The 16718-nt window shown below is 71.2% G+C and carries 15 protein-coding genes; 9 read left to right on the forward strand and 6 right to left on the reverse strand.

Annotated elements, in window-relative coordinates:
• Positions 1-174 precede the first annotated feature (174 nt).
• A complete protein-coding gene (locus ABZY31_RS00290) occupies positions 175-1839 on the forward strand; it encodes a VWA domain-containing protein (protein ID WP_356402911.1) in 1665 nt (554 codons plus the stop codon).
• A 101-nt stretch (positions 1840-1940) separates the two neighbouring features.
• Here ABZY31_RS00290 and aspS read toward each other — a convergent pair whose 3' ends face one another.
• Complete coding sequence (gene aspS / locus ABZY31_RS00295; RefSeq protein WP_356402913.1) at positions 1941-3752, reverse strand: aspartate--tRNA ligase; 1812 nt, start codon at positions 3750-3752, stop codon at positions 1941-1943.
• 149 nt (positions 3753-3901) lie between these two features.
• Here aspS and ABZY31_RS00300 point away from each other — a divergent pair, with 149 nt between their 5' ends.
• Positions 3902-6136, forward strand: a complete 2235-nt coding sequence (locus ABZY31_RS00300; protein WP_356402916.1) for a SpoIIE family protein phosphatase — start codon at positions 3902-3904, stop codon at positions 6134-6136.
• A gap of 49 nt (positions 6137-6185) precedes the next feature.
• Here ABZY31_RS00300 and ABZY31_RS00305 read toward each other — a convergent pair whose 3' ends face one another.
• The 5 genes from ABZY31_RS00305 to ABZY31_RS00325 form a co-directional block, all read right to left on the reverse strand.
• Positions 6186-7145, reverse strand: a complete 960-nt coding sequence (locus ABZY31_RS00305; RefSeq protein ID WP_356402919.1) for a pirin family protein — start codon at positions 7143-7145, stop codon at positions 6186-6188.
• A gap of 301 nt (positions 7146-7446) precedes the next feature.
• Positions 7447-8415 (reverse strand): winged helix-turn-helix domain-containing protein, encoded by a 969-nt coding sequence (locus ABZY31_RS00310; RefSeq protein ID WP_356402922.1) that lies wholly within the window; start codon positions 8413-8415, stop codon positions 7447-7449.
• Between the two features lie 27 nt (positions 8416-8442).
• Positions 8443-8907, reverse strand: coding sequence for an SseB family protein (locus tag ABZY31_RS00315; protein ID WP_356402924.1), 465 nt, complete (start codon positions 8905-8907; stop codon positions 8443-8445).
• A gap of 48 nt (positions 8908-8955) precedes the next feature.
• Positions 8956-9159, reverse strand: a complete 204-nt coding sequence (locus ABZY31_RS00320) for a DUF397 domain-containing protein (RefSeq protein WP_356402927.1) — start codon at positions 9157-9159, stop codon at positions 8956-8958.
• Entirely contained in the window at positions 9140-9997 is an 858-nt protein-coding gene (locus tag ABZY31_RS00325; RefSeq protein ID WP_356403652.1) for a helix-turn-helix transcriptional regulator, read from the reverse strand. The genes ABZY31_RS00320 and ABZY31_RS00325 overlap by 20 nt, the downstream gene beginning before the upstream one ends.
• A gap of 119 nt (positions 9998-10116) precedes the next feature.
• On the opposite strand from ABZY31_RS00325, the gene ABZY31_RS00330 reads away from it, so the two are divergent.
• The 7 genes from ABZY31_RS00330 to ABZY31_RS00360 all read left to right on the forward strand — a co-directional run bounded on the left by ABZY31_RS00330 (position 10117) and on the right by ABZY31_RS00360 (position 16633).
• Complete coding sequence (locus tag ABZY31_RS00330; RefSeq protein WP_356402931.1) at positions 10117-10332, forward strand: hypothetical protein; 216 nt, start codon at positions 10117-10119, stop codon at positions 10330-10332.
• Positions 10329-10727 (forward strand): ATP-binding protein, encoded by a 399-nt coding sequence (locus ABZY31_RS00335; protein ID WP_356402934.1) that lies wholly within the window; start codon positions 10329-10331, stop codon positions 10725-10727. The genes ABZY31_RS00330 and ABZY31_RS00335 overlap by 4 nt, the downstream gene beginning before the upstream one ends.
• Before the next feature lie 73 nt (positions 10728-10800).
• Positions 10801-11217: a hypothetical protein gene (locus ABZY31_RS00340; RefSeq protein WP_356402936.1), complete on the forward strand. Its 417-nt coding sequence runs from the start codon at positions 10801-10803 to the stop codon at positions 11215-11217.
• Positions 11217-13283 (forward strand): hypothetical protein, encoded by a 2067-nt coding sequence (locus tag ABZY31_RS00345; protein ID WP_356402939.1) that lies wholly within the window; start codon positions 11217-11219, stop codon positions 13281-13283. Before ABZY31_RS00340 ends, ABZY31_RS00345 begins: the two co-directional genes overlap by 1 nt.
• On the forward strand, positions 13280-13810 hold the full coding sequence (locus ABZY31_RS00350; RefSeq protein ID WP_356402942.1) for a hypothetical protein: 531 nt from the start codon (positions 13280-13282) through the stop codon (positions 13808-13810). Before ABZY31_RS00345 ends, ABZY31_RS00350 begins: the two co-directional genes overlap by 4 nt.
• Before the next feature lie 145 nt (positions 13811-13955).
• Complete coding sequence (locus tag ABZY31_RS00355) at positions 13956-15782, forward strand: acyl-CoA dehydrogenase (RefSeq protein ID WP_356402945.1); 1827 nt, start codon at positions 13956-13958, stop codon at positions 15780-15782.
• Positions 15783-15904: 122 nt separating this feature from the next.
• Positions 15905-16633, forward strand: coding sequence for a hypothetical protein (locus ABZY31_RS00360; protein WP_356402948.1), 729 nt, complete (start codon positions 15905-15907; stop codon positions 16631-16633).
• The last annotated feature ends 85 nt before the right edge of the window (positions 16634-16718 follow it).

Raw genomic sequence — 16718 nt, forward strand, 5'->3', positions numbered from 1 at the left:
TCCGGAAAGGGAGTTCGTCCTGGTGGGCGGCGTGCGGAGGCGTCGGACGACGCGAAGGGTGCCCCTGCCGAGGTTCCAGCCAAGGGGCCGATAACCTTACGTGTCCACTCTGGGCAGGGATCTTCCCCACAGCACGGACAAATGACGCACGCACTCATGTGAAAGGCCTCGCCCATGGGTATTCGGAGCTTGTTCCGCAAGGTGTTCGGCCGTTCCCCGGAGCCGGCCCCGGAGGCCTCGGCGGACACCGCCGCCGCCCCCCAGGCCGCCGTCCCCTCCCAGGGGGCCGAACGGACCCCCCTGGACGCGGCGGCGGAACTGGTGGCGGCGTCCTTCGACAGTCCTACGGTCCCCCCGCAGTCCACCCCGCGCGACGGTGGCGGCACGGTCATGACCGCCCCGACCCCGGCCCCCGCCCCCGCTGCGGACCCCACGGTCCCGGAGGCGCGCCGCCCTACCGCTGCCGCGGGGGCCCAGCCGGTGTCCGACCCCGGGTCGGAAACGGCACCGGCGGCCACCGCCGAGCCCGTGGCCGCCGCGACCGCGGCCGACCCCGCGCCGGAAGCGGAGCCCGTAGCCGCTGCGGCGGACCCGGCCCCCGAGGCGGAGCCCGTAGCCGCAGCGCCCGACCCGGCCCACGAGGCCGAGCCGGAGCCGGTGGCCGCGCACGCCGTCGAGCCCGAGCCGAAGGCCGTCGTCCCGGCGGCCGAGCCGCAGCCGGAGCCCGTGGTCCGGCCGGAGGAAACCCCCGCGCCCGAGCCGGTCGCCGCTGCGGCGCCCGAGGCCGAGCCGGAGCCGCAGCCGGAACCGGAGCCGGAGGCGCAGCCCGAACCCCTGGCCGCCGAGGCCACCGAGCCGGAGGTCGCCACCGCGGCCGACGAGCTCCCGGCGGAGCCCGTGGCCGACGTGACCCCGGACCCCGAACCGAAGCCCCTGGCCGACGTGACCCCGGACCCCGAACCGAAGCCCCTGGCCGAGGTGACCCCGGAGCCCGAGCCCGCCGCGGCAGTAGCGGCGCCGGAAGCCGAGGCCCCGCAGCCCGAGCCGGAGCCCCTGCCCGAGGCGCACCCCGAGCCGCAGCCCGCACCCCTGGCCGCCGCCCGCACCACCGAGCCCGCACCCGAGGCGCAGCCCGAGCCCCTCCCCACCGCACCCGACACCGCACCCGCCGCAGCCACCGCCACCGCCTCCGCCGTGCTCGGGGCCGCCGAGGTGCGGCGGCGGGCGCCCGCGCTCGGGGGTCCGTACAAGGCCGCCGCCCAGGTGCTCCGCGCCAAGGGGCAGACCGACGCCCGCGCCACCGTCTACCTCGTCCTCGACCGTTCCGGTTCGATGCGCCCGTTCTACAAGGACGGCAGCGCCCAGTACCTGGCCGACCACGTCCTGGCCCTGGCCACGCACCTCGACGCGGACGCCACCGTGCACACCGTGTTCTTCTCCACCGACATCGACGGCACCGCCGACCTCACCCTCGACGAGCACACCGGCTGGATCGACGCCCGGAACGCCGAACTCGGGCGCATGGGGCGGACCAGCTACCACCGGGCCGTCGAGCAGGTCGTCGAGCACTACCAGAAGAACGGCGGCGAGGGCCGCGCCCTGGTCGTCTTCCAGACGGACGGCGCCCCCGACAACCGCGTCCCGGCCCGCCAGGCGCTCGTCGAGGCCGCCGCGCACGACATCCACTGGCAGTTCGTGGCCTTCGGCGAGCACGACTCCAAGGCCTTCGACTTCCTGCGCAAGCTGGACGCGGGGAACGCCGGTTTCTTCCACGCCGGACCCGCTCCGCAGGAGCTGACCTCGGCCGCCCTCCTCAAGGGCATCCTGAACCACCTCTGAGCGCGCACGGCCACGCCGGACCACGCACCACCGCACACGGGGACGCCCCCGCCGGATCGGATCCGGCGGGGGCGTCCCCGTACCTGCGGCAGAAGCGGCGACTACTCCGCGGCGGACGGCGCGACCACCGTCTCGGCCGACGGCGCGGCCTTCGTCTCCACCGGCTTGCGCAGCGCGATGTTCAGCTCGCGCAGGCGGGCCTCCTCCAGCACCGTCGGCGCGCCCATCATCAGGTCCTGGGCGTTGCCGTTGAGCGGGAAGGCGATGGTCTCGCGGATGTTCGGCTCGTCGGCCAGCAGCATCACGATGCGGTCGACGCCCGGGGCGATGCCACCGTGCGGCGGGGCGCCCAGGCGGAACGCCCGCAGCATGCCGGCGAACTCGCGCTCGACGGTCTCGGCCTCGTAGCCCGCGATCTCGAAGGCCTTGAGCATCAGCTCGGGCTCGTGGTTGCGGATGGCGCCGGAGGACAGCTCGATGCCGTTGCAGACGATGTCGTACTGCCAGGCCAGGATGTCGAGCGGGTCCTTCTCCTCCAGGTCCTTCATGCCGCCCTGCGGCATGGAGAACGGGTTGTGCGAGAAGTCGATCTTCCCGGTCTCCTCGTCCTTCTCGTACATCGGGAAGTCGACGATCCAGCAGAAGCGGAAGACGTCCTCTTCGAACTGGCCCGCGCGCTTGGCGGCCTCGACGCGGACGCCCGACATGATCTTGGAGACCTCGTCGAACTCACCGGCGCCGAAGAACACCGCGTGGCCGGCCGCGAGGCCGAGCCGCTCGGTGAGGACCTTGACGTTCTCCTCGGTGAGGAACTTGGCGATCGGGCCGGTCAGGGCGCCGTCCTCGCCGACGCGGACCCAGGCCAGGCCCTTGGCGCCGAGCGAAATCGCGTACTCGCCCAGGCCGTCGAAGAACTTGCGCGGCTGCGCGGCGGTGTCCGGGACGGCCAGCGCGCGCACGTGCTTGCCCGCGAACGCCTTGAACTCGGAGGCTTCGAAGACGTCGGTGATGTCGACGAGTTCGAGCTTCGCGCGCAGGTCGGGCTTGTCGTTGCCGTACTTGACCATCGACTCGCGGAACGGGATCCGCGGGAACGGCGAGGTGACCGGGCGGCCCTTGCCGAACTCGGTGAAGATCTCCGTCATGAGCTTCTCGATGGGCTGGAAGACGTCTTCCTGCTCCACGAACGACATCTCGACGTCGAGCTGGTAGAACTCGCCCGGCGACCGGTCGGCGCGGGCGTCCTCGTCGCGGAAGCAGGGCGCGATCTGGAAGTACCGGTCGAAGCCGGAGATCATCAGCAGCTGCTTGAACTGCTGCGGCGCCTGCGGCAGGGCGTAGAACTTGCCCGGGTTCAGGCGGGAGGGCACCACGAAGTCGCGGGCGCCCTCGGGGGAGGTCGCCGTGAGGATCGGGGTCGCCATCTCGTTGAAGCCGAGGTTCACCATCTTGGAGCGGATGGAGGCGATGACGGCCGAGCGCAGCATGATGTTGCGGTGCATGCGCTCGCGGCGCAGGTCGAGGAAGCGGTACTCCAGGCGCCGCTCCTCGTTCACACCGTCGTCGGTGTTGATCGTGAAGGGCAGCGGGCCCGCGGCGCCGAGCAGTTCGACGTCGGTGACCTCGATCTCGATGTCACCGGTGCCCAGCTCGGGGTTGCGGTTGTCCTCGCCGCGCGAGACGACCTTGCCGTCGACGCGGACGACCGACTCCTTGGAGATGCTGGAGAGCACTTCGTTCGCGGGGGTGCCGGGCCGCACGACGAGCTGGACCAGACCGTAGTGGTCGCGCAGGTCGATGAAGAGGATGCCGCCCAGGTCACGACGATTGTGCACCCAGCCGCTCAGCCGGACGTCGGCACCGACGTCGGAAATGCGCAGCTCGCCGCAGCTGTGGGACCTGTACCGATGCATCGTTCATCCAGTTCTTCGCGATGGCAGGGTGGTAATCAACCCTGCCCAGGTTACCGCCAGGCCGGGCACCCCCGCGGGCCCGCATCGACGGCCCCCCGCGGGGCCGCCTGGACGGGCATCCCGGCGGCACGACCTGTAAAGATGACTAGATGCGCACCGAGGACGTCCTGGCGGCGATCGCGACCGGCCTGTGGCGCTGGGACAACGCCTCCGGAACGGTCACCCTCGACGGTGAGGCCGCCCGGCTGCTCGGCCTGCCCGCCGAGTCCGTCACCCTGCCCGAAGTGGCCGTCCGGTCCCGGTTCCACCCGGTGGACTGGAACGAGATCAACGGCATCGTGAACCTCGCCGTCGCCGAGGGCACCCTCGCCGAGGCCCGGCTGCGCATCATGGACGTCGACGGGCGGGTCCTGCGGACCGTGCGCAGCCGCTCCAAACCGGTGGCGAACATCACCGCGGAGGGGCGGACCGACTACGAGCTGATCGGCACCATCCAGGAGATCGCCGAGCCGCAGCCGGGCACCACGGCCGTCCACACGCCCATCACGGGCGACTGGCGGCGCTCCCGCGAGGCGTTCCTGCTGGACGCGGGCCGGGCGCTGGCCGAGGCGCGGTCGACGGCCGAGGTGCTGCGGGTGGCGGCCTCGCTGTCGATGCCCGGCTTCAGCCCGGACGGGCTGGCTGTCTTCGGGATGGCCGGGGACCGGCTCTCCATCATCGGGCACCACGGGCACGACGCCGGGGACGAGAGCCCGTTCGCGGACATGCCGATGGACACCGACTATCCGGCCGCGGAGGTCGTCCGTACCGGCCGGGCGATCTACCTCCCCACCCCGGAGGACTACAAACGGCGCTTTCCGGCCACCTGGCCGCTCGCCCAGCGCTTCGCCCGCACCTCCTGGGCCTTTCTCCCGCTGATCGTCGCCGGGCGCACCATGGGCGCCTGGATGGCGGCCTTCAAGCACCAGGTGTCCTTCTCCCCCGACGAGCGCTCGGTGCTCACCACGGTGGCGCGGATGCTCGCGCAGGCGCTCCAGCGCGCGGGCGTGGCCGAATCCGAGCGGGAACTCACGACGGGTCTCCAGCGGTCGATGATGCCGCAGCTCGGCCCCGAGATCCCGGGCATGACCATCGCCGCGCGCTACGTCCCGACCGGCGGCGGCCTCCAGGTCGGTGGCGACTGGTACGACATGATCCCGTTGCCGTCGGGCCGCTTCGCCCTGGTCATCGGCGACGTACAGGGCCACGACGTGCGGGCCGCGGGCCTGATGGGGCAGCTGCGGATCGCCGTACGGGCCTACGCGTCCGAGGGGCACCGTCCGGACGCCGTGCTCTCCCGGGCCTCCCGCTTCCTCGCGGGGCTGTGCTCGTCCGAGGGGCGGGCGGGCACCTACGGGGACGGCCGGGCGGACGCGGACGCGGAGGCGGACCACCTGAGCGCGCGCTTCGCGACCTGCCTCTACGTCGAGTGCGACCCGCGGTCGGGCCTGCTGGAGGTGGCCCGGGCCGGCCACCCCGACCCGGCGGTCCGGATGACGGACGGCACGGTGCTGATGCGGCCGACGGCGGGCGGGCTGCCGCTGGGGATCGTCGCGGACACCGACTATCCGACGACCCGGTTCACGCTGGAACCCGGCGAGACGATGATGCTGTGCACGGACGGCCTGATCGAGACCGGCGGGCACGACCTGGACACCGGCTGGGCGCGGCTGCGCGCGATCCTCGAATCGGACGCGCACTCCGCGGCGCAGGGGGGCGAGAACCTGGAGAAGCTCGCCGACCTGCTGGTCTCCGCCGTCCACGGGCCGTCCTCGCACCACACCACGGGCCCGCTCGCCGACCGGCGCGAGGACGACATAGCGGTGGTGCTGCTGTGCCGCGAGGGGCCGGGCCACGACTGCGGCGCCACGCTCACCCGCCCCGCCCGCCCGGTCCGGCGCACGCTGCTGACCGTGGCGCAGGCCGAGCCGGAACGCATCGCGGGCGCACGCCAGCAGATCCGCGAGCTGCTGCACGACTGGGCGGACCGGGACCAGCTGGACTCGGCGGTCCTGATGGTCTCGGAGATGGTCACCAACGTCCTGATGCACACGGACGGCGACGCCCTGCTCGTGGCGGAGGCCGTCGGCGAGCGCGGCGAACGGCGCCTGCGCGTCGAGGTGGCCGACTCCAGCGACGAGCTCCCGCACAAGCGCCACCCGGGCGAAATGGCCTCCAGCGGCCGGGGCGTCCTCCTGATGGAGATGCTGGCGGACAGCTGGGGCGTGGACCCGCGGGGCGAGGGCAAGTCGATCTGGTTCGAACTGAACGAGCAGTCGAAGCCGGACGGCCTCGACCGCGCCGAAGAACGGCCCGGCCCCGCCGGGGGCTCCGAAGGCGAGTGAGGCGCGGGGCCCGGGGCGGTGCCCCGGACCCCGGACCCCGCCGACGAGGTCAGGCGCGCGCGGTGGTGGGGATCCGCCCCAGCCGCCCGGCCTGGAAGTCGTCGAACGCCTGCTGGAGCTCGTGCTTGCTGTTCATGACGAACGGCCCGTAGTGCGCCATCGGCTCCCGGATCGGCAGCCCGCCGAGGAGCACGATCTCCAGGTCGGGGGCGTTGGAGTCCTGGGCCTCGTCCGCCCGCACCGTGAGCGAGCCGCCCTCGCCGAAGACCACCGTCTGCCCCGTGTGCACGGGCCGCCGGTCGACGCCGGCGCTGCCGCGCCCCGCCATGACGTACGCGAGGGCGTTGAAGTCCGAACGCCACGGGAGGGTGATCTGCGCGCCGGGGGTGATCGTCGCGTGGATCATCGTGATGGGCGTGTGGGTGATGCCGGGGCCCTGGTGACCGTCCAGCTCGCCGGCGATGACGCGCAGCAGCGCGCCGCCGTCGGGGGTGGAGAGCAGCTGGACCTGGCCGCCGCCGATGTCCTGGTAGCGCGGGGGCATCATCTTGTCGGTGGCCGGGAGGTTGACCCACAGCTGGAGGCCGTGGAACAGCCCGCCGGAGACGACGAGGGACTCCGGCGGAGCCTCGATGTGCAGGAGGCCCGAGCCGGCGGTCATCCACTGGGTGTCGCCGCCGTTGATGACTCCGCCGCCGCCGTTGCTGTCCTGGTGGACGAAGGTTCCGTCAATCAGGTAGGTGACGGTCTCGAAGCCGCGGTGCGGGTGCCAGGGGGTGCCCTTGGGCTCGCCCGGCGCGTACTCCACCTCGCCCATCTGGTCCATCATGATGAACGGGTCGAGGTGCTGGTAGTTGATCCCCGCGAACGCGCGCCGCACCGGGAATCCCTCGCCCTCGAAACCACCGGGAGCGGTCGTGACGGCCAGCACCTTGCGGGCGGTCGTCTCCTGGTCGGGCTCGGCGACGCGGGGGAGCGTCAACGGGTTCTCCACAGTCACTGCAGGCATGGTCGGGACCTCCTTCTGGCGTCGAGTTTAGTTGAAACTCGAACTTTCCGCCATGCCTGACAGAACAGAAGGGGCCCCGGGGTCATTCCCCCGGGGCCGAGGCCGAGGTCAGGGGGACGCCGCCGGGACCCCCGTACCCAGCGCCGCCGCGAGCCGCGTGCGGTCTACGTACGCGTCATTCCTGCCTCCTCGGTCGGGGCGGGAGGTCCCCCGTGGATCCCCCCGCTGCACCGATGCTGCGCCGCGCCGCGTCCGGCGGCGATGGTTTCGGTCCCCGCCGAAACGTCGGGCCGGCCGGCCGTCAGCCGCCGCTGTGCAGCAGGTCCACGCCCAGACCGGTCGCCGCGTGCAGGACCGCCTTGCCGTCGCGGCGGGTGGTGATCAGGCCCGCCGCGCGCAGGGTGCGGGTGTGCTCCGAGACGGAGGGCAGGCTGATGTCCAGGTCCCGCGCCAGTTCGCTGGTGGTCCGCTGCTGGACCAGCAGCGTCAGTACGGCCGCCCGCGTACGCCCGAGCAGGGCGTCCAGCGACCCTTCCGCCCGCCCCTCGGGCACCAGCGGCAGCGGCGTCATCGCCGGGTAGATCAGCAGGTGGGAGCCGTCGGGATGGCCCGCGAGCAAGGGCCGGCCCGTCCAGAACGGCGAGGGCATCAGGGTCAGCCCGCGACCCGCCAGCCGGATCTCGAAGTCGGGGGGCCGCGCGACCTCGAAGACCGTGCCCGACCAGCTCGCGGCCGGGTGCGTACTGGCCATGGCGGCCTTGATCCCGTGCGCGGCCAGCAGCCGGGTGCGCCAGGCGACGTCCGCCCGGAAGCACTGCCCGATCGCGGCCCACTGCGGGACGACCACCGCCCGGTGGGCCGCCCGCAGCGCACCCTCCAGCAGTTCCCAGGACTCGCGGTCCCCGTCCCGCAGCCCGCGCAGCCAGGGCGCGGTGGCCGGACCGCTGCGGCTGCGCGCCAGGATCCGGGTCAGCTCTTCGTCGCCGACGAGCGGCGCGGCCAGCCGTACGGCGTCCAGCGCCTCCTCGAAGTCCCGCAGCGGGGGCTCCACGAAGGCCGGGTTGTCGCCGTCCGGGCGGAGCAGTTCGAGCAGCGGCAGCGCGGCCCGGGGCAGCTCACGGCCCAGCCGGTGGCGCCAGCGCCCGAAGACCTCCGGCGCGTCCGTCCGCTGCGCGGCCACCAGGGACAGCGCCAGCTCGACGAGCGGCAGCGGCTCGGCGGCGAACCGGACGCCCAGCAGATCCTCGGCGGTCAAATGGACCCTGAGCACGCGCCCCCCAAGCAGCCGGACCCACCACTACCCGTACATGCGCCGCATCGCGTAGTCCACCATCTGCTCCACGGCCTTCGCGTCGAAGACCATCCGGTGGTCGCCCTCCATGTCGAGGACGAAGCCGTAGCCGGTGGGCAGCAGGTCGATCACCTCGGCGCCGGTGATGATGAAGTACTTGGACTCCTTGCCCGCGTACCGGCGCAGTTCCTTGAGCGTGGTGAACATCGGGATCACCGGCTGCTGCGTGTTGTGCAGCGCCAGGAAGCCGGGGGTGTCCCCGCGCGGGCAGTAGACCTTCGAGGTCGCGAAGATGTGCTGGAAGTCCTCGGCGGCGAGCTGACCGGTCGTGAAGGCGCGCACCGCGTCCGCGAGCGTCGGCGGCGAGGGCTCGGGGTACAGCGGCGGCTGCTGCCCGTAGCCCTGCTGGGGCGGGGGCTGCTGCGGCGCGTACTGCTGCCCCGCGCTCACGTTCTGGTCGTAGCCGTACATGGGCCGAAGCCTACCGAGGCCGGGGGCCGCCGCGGCGTCGAGTTCCGGTCAGTGGACCGCGAGGGCGGCGACGAAGGGTGCCCATGCGGTGGCCGAGACCACGAGGACCGGGCCGTCCTCGACCTTGGAGTCCCGGACGGGCACGACCCCGGCGAAGCCGTCGGCGACCTCGACGCACGTGCCTCCGTCGGTGTTGCTGTAGCTGCTCTTGCGCCAGCGGGCGCCGCTCAAGTCACGCTGCCGGTTTGGCATTTCGGAATTCCTCCGCGGCCGCCTCGATCAGGGCCAGGGACGCCTCTGGCGGTAGCGCAGCGGCCCTGAGCAGATCGTACGACCTTCGGTATCGCTTCACGATCGCCGGGTCATCGACCGTGACACCACTGTGCAGGGACTCCGTGTAGACGAGCGGCGGCGCGTCGCCGAAGGTCAGGATCAGGACCGTGCCCGCCGCCGTGAAGGGGTGCGCCCCAGCGTTCCACGGAAGGATCTGTGGAACGATCCGCTGCCGCCGCCCCAAGCCCGCGACCCGGGCGAGCTGTTCGGCCATTGCGTCCGGCGGAAGGACCGGTAGCCGTAGCAGGGATTCGTGGAGGATCACCCAGTACTCCGAGGCCCTGCGGTCGTCCTCGAAAAGACGGGCCCGGGCCAGTCGGGCGTTGACCTTCACATCGGTCTCGTCGGACGGTTCCAGCGGACGTTCCGCCCGGAACAGCGCCCGCGTGTACGCCTCGGTCTGCAGAACGCCCGGGAAGATGGTCGGGCACCACTCGTCAATCGTCTCCGCCCGCTCCTCGGCTTCCAGAACGCGCTCGGCGTACTTGGCGTGGCCGATGCTCCGGGCCTTCCGCACGTCCTCGCAGCAGCGTTCGAAGTACCCGTCCGTCCTCAGGACCCGGTCCGCGTGCCGCGCCAGATCCAGCGGCATGCGCCGCTGCCCGCGCTCGATCTCGCTCAGGTAGCTGACCCCGAAGTAGCTGCCCTCCACGGTCTGCTGCAACGTCAGACCCGCCGCCTCCCGTTTCCAGCGCAGCTCCTTGCCGTAGAACGCCGGAACGCTCGCCGAGCCGTCAAGGTCCTTACTCGCGGCCACCATCGCCCGCCTTCCACACTTCGCTCCGTGGACCGGAAACCCCTTCCCACGCTACGCCGCCCGACACCAACCTGTGAGGGATTCGTCACAGCCCGTACGCGACCGGAACGGAAGTCCCCATGAGCGACCACCACAGCGACGACACGGCCCGCGCCAGCATGATCCGGCTCCGGGAGGCGCTCGCGGCGCACGGGATCACGCTGCCCTCCCTCGGGCTCGACCTGCCGACCTTCGCCAGCGTCTACCTGACCCCGCCCCTGATCAGCCTCGGCAACTGCAACGTCACCACCGCGGACCGGCTGGCCGACGTCCTGCGCGCCGCGGCCGCCAGGTGACGGCCCTCACCCTCCGGCTCCTCGCCCTCCCGGCGGCGGTCGGCGCGGCCCGCCGGGCCGTCGCGGCGCACGGGCCCGACGTCACGCTCTGCGTCAGTGAGCTGCTGACCAACGTGATCACGCACGTCGGCGAAGGCACCCCGGTCACCCTCAGCATCACCGGCACGCCCGACGGGCGGACCCGGGTCGAGCTGACCGACCCCGACCCCCGCGTGTGGCCCGTACTCCGGCACGCGACCGACGCGGACGAAAGCGGGCGCGGCCTGGCCCTGCTGGCCGCCGTCTCGCTGCGGTGGGGTGTCCGGCAGGGCCCGGCCGGCAAGACCGTCTGGTGCGAGATTCCCCCAACTCCCGCTCCGCAAAAGGCCCTAGGGGTCGGGGGTGGCGCGTACTAGCCTGGCCGGGACCGATCCGATGACGTCACATCCACGGGGGAATCCGGTGTCGTTCGACCAGGAATGGGCACAAGTGCGCGCCTCGGTAGCCGAGCAGCAGCCCGCCATGCGCCTCAACCACGTCCCCGACGACGGCGGCGGCGGGCCCGCGCCGCAAGGGGATCTCGTCGTCACGCAGAAGGACCTGGCGGCCGTCGGCGACGCGGCGTTCGCCCTGCACCAGCGTCTCGACACCGACGGGGACCATGCCAAGGCCAGTACGTACGAGGCGGCCGGGTCCCTGAAGAAGGACTTCGCGCTCGGCGGCGCGCTGTCGACCGTCGCGGACGCGTGGAACGCGCAGGTGAACACCCTGCTGGAAGCCTGCGCGCACATCTCCAACCACCTCGACTACACGCAGAAGGCGCACGCCGAGGGCGAGCACTGGATCGCGACGCAGCTCAAGTACGAACAGCTGGACAAGGGCTTCGGGGAAAGGGCGCAGCACTGATGGACCTCGACGCACTCCGCTCCGCGGACTTCACGAAACTCGCCACCGCCGTGACCGACTGGTCGGCGATGGCCACCAAGCTCCAGCGGCTCGCCGAGGACGCCCGCACGGACCTCGGCGGGAAGGCCGCCAAGGCGGACTGGCGCGGCGTGAACGCCACCGTCACCCGGGAGTTCATCGGCAAGACCGCGAAGGAGTTCGCCGACGCGGCGACCGAGGCGGACAGCATCCGCAACATCCTGAGCGACACCCACGGCGAGCTGGTCGGCTACAAGAACGAGCTGAACACCACCATCGAGCAGGCGCTGGCGAGGAACCTGACCGTGGTGGGCACCGGCGACGGCGGCTTCACGGTCACCATGAACATCCACCCGGACCGCGCCGCCAAGGGCCACCCCGTGCCCCAGCACACCGAGGCCGACGCGATCGCCCTGCGCGACACGGTCCAGGGGATCCTGCAGCGCGCCACCGAGAGCGACACCACGGCGGCCCAGGCCCTGTCCATGCTGGTGAAGCAGAACCCGTACGGCTTCTCCGACGCGAGCTACTACAACCGCGACGTGGCCGCGGCGGCGATCAAGGACGCGGAGCGGATCGCGAACCTGCTCAAGAAGAAGGGCGACGACCTGACGCCCGAGGAGTTCGACCAGCTGAACCGGGACCTGGCCGCGCACAAGGACGACCGGCTCTTCCAGGAGGAGTTCGCGACCACGCTCGGCCCGCGCGGGCTGCTGGACTTCTGGGCGGACCTCACGGACCCCTCGGACGGCGGCACCCTCCAGCGGGCCCGCCTCGACGAGCTGGGCGACTTCCAGAAGAACCTCGCCTTCACGCTTGCCGGGGCGACCCAGTCGGACAGCCCCGCCATGCGCGGCTGGGAGGACGAGATGGTCAGGAACGGCGACCAGATGATCCAGACGCGCGGCACGCGGGTCTACGGCTTCCAGCTGATGAGCAACCTGATGCGGACCGGCGACTGGGACGACCGGTTCCTGAACGACTACGGGAACGCGCTCGTGGCCACCGAGAAGAAGATGAAGTTCCCGGAGAAGTACTGGAACGGCGGGGTCCCGCCGACGCCGAAGATGAACTTCATCGGCGAGGACTTCGGCCGCGACCCGATGACCGGCTTCATGACCGGCCTGGCCAACAGCCCCGAAGCGGCCACGCAGTTCTTCAACACGACGCAGCCGACGGACAACGCCCAGTACGTCCTGAAGGACCGGCACGTCTTCGACGACACCCCGCTGAACAGCCACGACGGCAACTCCGCTCGCGAGGCGACCGGCAACGCGCTGGTCGCGGCGGCGACCGGCCAGAACCCGCTGGACCCGAACGCCCGGCAGGTCGATCTCTCCCCCGACCACCGCAAGGTGCTGGACCGCTCGCTGACCTACCTCTCGCAGGCGGGCGACGACTTCCCGTCCGAGATGCGCGACGACATGGCGAAGGTCCTGTCCCGGCACAGCGACGTGGTCCACCACTCGGCGAGCGCCATGTCCGACGACCCGAACGACCCTCGCCTCGTCAACCGGAAGGACCTGCTGGAAGTGAGCAAACAGATCTCCCGCGACCAGACCTCTTACGGCATGCTCAACGAAGCCATGAACCGCGAGATCGTCAAGGACATCTACACGGACCATCCCAAAGACCCCAACGAGACCTTGCAGGACGGGGGCCGGACGATCGGATTCCTGGAGGAAGCCCGCTACCAGGCGCTCAAGACGGACAAGGAAGACCCCTCCTGGGAGGCGAGGTGGCTCTACCACGGCTTCGGCGCGGCGGCGAACGCGTTCATTCCCGTCGTGGGAGACGTCGCACAGCGCGGTGTCGACGTGCTCACCTACCAGTGGCAGCTCGACGAGCAGGCCCGCATCGACGCGGGGATCCAGGACCAGAATCGTGAGACGTTCCTGCACCGGGAGAACCAGCTGAGGGCCCTTTCGGAGGAATGGGCCAAGGCCAACCCCACAAACACCTACACTCCGCGCACCCTGGAGCAGGAAATCAACTCCGCCGCGCTCACCGGAAACGACCGCGCCAAGGGTCTGGCAGGCACCAAGTGAGGCGCCGGTACGGCGCTGCCGTCGCTGCGGCACTGCTCATCGGCGCGGCCGGCTGCACCCAGGACCGGGACTACGCCGTGCCGGGCGACGTCTGCGGCGTGCCCCTGGAGCCCGCCCTGCTGGAACCGCTGCTACCGCCCGGGAAGAAGCTGGAGCAGACGCCGTACGCGTCCCGGCCCGCCGCCCCGCGCTGCGACATCACCGTGGACAAGCAGGGCGGCCTGACCATCAGGGGCGATGTGACCGAGCCGGGACTGGACCTGATCAAGGAGCAGGGCGACCAGCTCAACCGCGCGGGCAACCCGCGGAAGATCGACGTCGGCGACCAGGGGTGGGTGTCAGACGCGATGGTCATCGCCGCCGCCCGGTGCACGTACCAGGGCAAGCCGAGCGCCTTCGTCGTCGAGGCCTTCCCGCCGGTCAAGACCGACGACCTCCCGAAGCGGCGCGAGGCCCTCACCGCCTTCATCAAGGGGTACCTCCCCGCCGCGCAGAAGGCGGTGGGCTGCACGGCCGGACCCTCTTGAGCGGCTCTCCAGCGTTTCTGGCTTGATGCTGGTCACAGTCGTCGAGCAAGGGTTGATTCTTATTACCCGCGGGTAGCATCATGACATTACCGATTGGTAAGTACGAGGAACCTGTCTCCCCGATCCTTAAAACGGAGCCGTAGCCATGGGGCACTACAAGTCGAATCTGCGCGACATCGAGTTCAACCTGTTCGAGGTGCTCGGCCGCGACAAGCTGTACGGCACCGGCCCGTTCGGGGAGATGGACACCGAGACCGCCAAGAGCGTCCTGTCGGAGCTGACCCGCCTCGCCGAGAACGAGCTGGCCGAGTCCTTCACGGACGCCGACCGCAACCCCCCGGTCTTCGACCCGGCCACCAACACCGCGCCCGTCCCGGCGTCCTTTAAGAAGAGCTACGAAGCCTTCATGGACTCCGAGTACTGGCGCCTGGGCCTGCCCGAGGAGATCGGCGGCACCACCTGCCCCCGCTCCCTGATCTGGGGCTACGCGGAGCTGCTGCTCGGCTCGAACCCGGCCATCTGGATGTACTCCTCGGGCCCGGCCTTCGCCGGCATCCTCCACGAGGAGGGCAACGAGGCGCAGAAGAAGGTCGCGCAGCTCGCCGTCGAGAAGCGCTGGGGCTCCACCATGGTCCTCACCGAGCCCGACGCGGGCTCGGACGTCGGCGCCGGCCGCACCAAGGCGATCGAGCAGGCCGACGGCTCCTGGCACATCGAGGGCGTCAAGCGCTTCATCACCTCGGGTGAGCACGACATGGAGGAGAACATCCTCCACTACGTCCTCGCGCGCCCCGAGGGCCACGGCCCGGGCACCAAGGGCCTGTCCCTCTTCCTGGTCCCGAAGTTCCACTTCGACTGGGAGACCGGCGAGCTGGGCGAGCGCAACGGCGTATACGCCACGAACGTCGAGCACAAGATGGGCCTCAAGGCCTCGAACACCTGCGAGATGACCTTCGGCGACCAGCACCCCGCCAAGGGCTGGCTGATCGGCGACAAGCACGACGGCATCCGCCAGATGTTCATGATCATCGAGTTCGCCCGGATGATGGTCGGCACGAAGGCCATCGCCACCCTCTCCACCGGCTACCTGAACGCCCTGGAGTACGCCAAGGAGCGCGTGCAGGGTCCGGACCTGGCGAACTTCATGGACAAGACCGCGCCGAAGGTCACCATCACGCACCACCCGGACGTGCGCCGCTCGCTCATGACGCAGAAGGCGTACGCCGAGGGCATGCGCGCCCTGGTCCTGTACACCGCGTCCATCCAGGACGAGATCCAGGTCAAGCAGGCCGCGGGCGAGGACGCCTCGTCCCTCGTCGGCCTGAACGACCTGCTCCTGCCGGTCGTGAAGGGCTACGGCTCCGAGAAGTCCTACGAGCAGCTCGCGCAGTCCCTGCAGACCTTCGGCGGCTCCGGCTACCTGCAGGAATACCCGATCGAGCAGTACATCCGGGACGCCAAGATCGACACCCTCTACGAGGGCACCACGGCGATCCAGGGCCAGGACTTCTTCTTCCGCAAGATCGTCCGCGACCAGGGCGCCTCGCTGAACGTCCTCACCGAGACGATCAAGAAGTTCCTCGCCGAGGCCGTCGGCGGCGAGGAGCTGGCCGGCGCCCGCGACGCGCTGGCCAAGGCCGCCGTGGACCTGGAGGCCATCGTCGGCCAGATGGTCACCGACCTCACCGCCACCGGCGAGGACGTCCGCAACATCTACAAGGTCGGCCAGAACACCACCCGCCTGCTGATGGCCTCCGGTGACGTGATCGTCGGATACCTGCTGCTCAAGGGCGCGGCCGTGGCCGCCGAGAAGCTCCCGAACGCCTCCGCCAAGGACGTCGCGTTCTACCAGGGCAAGATCGCCGCGGCGAAGTTCTTCGCCGGCCAGGTCCTGCCGGGCGTCGCGGTCCAGCGCCAGCTCGCCGAGGCCGTCGACAACACCCTGATGGACCTCGACGAGGCCGCCTTCTAGGACCCTCCCCGTCGATACCGAAGACGTACGCGGTGTACGCGCGCCGGCCGGACCCCCAGCTCACAGGGGGTCCGGCCGACCGCGTGCACGAGATGTCGGCGGTTCGTGGGACGCTCGTAGGCATGAGCGCACAGGAGCAGCACAGCAGGGGGTACTCCGTCCCGACCGGGCGGCCGTACGCCCTCAAGGAGCTGCACGGCAAGCTCGGCACCCTCGGCGACCGCATGCAGGACCTCTACGAGGGCTCGCACCCCGCCGAGTACGACGGCATCGCCGACGCCCTCCACACCGCCTTCCAGACGGCCGCGGCGCTGGCTCCCTCCAAGAGCTACACCGGCTGCCCCCAGCACCCCAACGGCGCCCTGGACCCCGAGGCCCCCGACGGCTGGGGCCGCTGCCTGCTCTGCAACGACCGGCGCCGGATGGGCCTGCGCGGCCGCGGCGCGGTCCCCGCCCCCGCTCCCCCCGGCGAACAGCGCCGGCTCGGCTACCCGGTGCCGGAGCCCCCGTACACCCTCGAAAAGCTCCGGCACTACCTGCGCACGCTCGACGACTCGCGCTTCCACCTGACCATCGGCTCACCGGACGAGGAGTTCGTCCGCGTCGCCGACGACCTGCACCGCGCCTTCATCGTGGCCCGCGAGCTGTCCCGCCCGCGCAACGCCTCGGGATGCTCCGAACATCCCGGCGCACCGATGGATCCCGACGCGCCGCCCGGTGAGGCCTGTATCTTCTGCGCCGGACGCAAGAGGCGCGAGCAGCGCTCCGCGCAGACCCCCGAGATGCTCCCGCGCATCCGCCGGGGCGAGCGCAGGCAGCTGCAGCGGCGCTTCGAGCGTCCGCCGGGCTGAGCCGACCGGGATCGCAGTTCACACACCACCGCGCCCTCGTTCCCCGGCTGTCCGTCGGCGATCCGCCACAGCCCGGCCATGACGA

It is taken from the genome of Streptomyces sp. NPDC006529, from assembly GCF_040611795.1.
In the GTDB taxonomy this organism is placed as follows: domain Bacteria; phylum Actinomycetota; class Actinomycetes; order Streptomycetales; family Streptomycetaceae; genus Streptomyces.

What these genes read in the sequence shown, in the direction of transcription:
- ABZY31_RS00360 (WP_356402948.1), top strand. Translation starts at nt 15,905, where the DNA reads ATGAGCGCACAGGAGCAGCACAGCAGGGGGTACTCCGTCCCGACCGGG.
- ABZY31_RS00320 (WP_356402927.1), bottom strand. Translation starts at nt 9,159, where the DNA reads ATGCCAAACCGGCAGCGTGACTTGAGCGGCGCCCGCTGGCGCAAGAGC.
- ABZY31_RS00345 (WP_356402939.1), top strand. Translation starts at nt 11,217, where the DNA reads ATGGACCTCGACGCACTCCGCTCCGCGGACTTCACGAAACTCGCCACC.
- ABZY31_RS00290 (WP_356402911.1), top strand. Translation starts at nt 175, where the DNA reads ATGGGTATTCGGAGCTTGTTCCGCAAGGTGTTCGGCCGTTCCCCGGAG.
- ABZY31_RS00315 (WP_356402924.1), bottom strand. Translation starts at nt 8,907, where the DNA reads ATGTACGGCTACGACCAGAACGTGAGCGCGGGGCAGCAGTACGCGCCG.
- ABZY31_RS00305 (WP_356402919.1), bottom strand. Translation starts at nt 7,145, where the DNA reads ATGCCTGCAGTGACTGTGGAGAACCCGTTGACGCTCCCCCGCGTCGCC.
- ABZY31_RS00300 (WP_356402916.1), top strand. Translation starts at nt 3,902, where the DNA reads ATGCGCACCGAGGACGTCCTGGCGGCGATCGCGACCGGCCTGTGGCGC.
- ABZY31_RS00355 (WP_356402945.1), top strand. Translation starts at nt 13,956, where the DNA reads ATGGGGCACTACAAGTCGAATCTGCGCGACATCGAGTTCAACCTGTTC.
- ABZY31_RS00330 (WP_356402931.1), top strand. Translation starts at nt 10,117, where the DNA reads ATGAGCGACCACCACAGCGACGACACGGCCCGCGCCAGCATGATCCGG.
- aspS (WP_356402913.1), bottom strand. Translation starts at nt 3,752, where the DNA reads ATGCATCGGTACAGGTCCCACAGCTGCGGCGAGCTGCGCATTTCCGAC.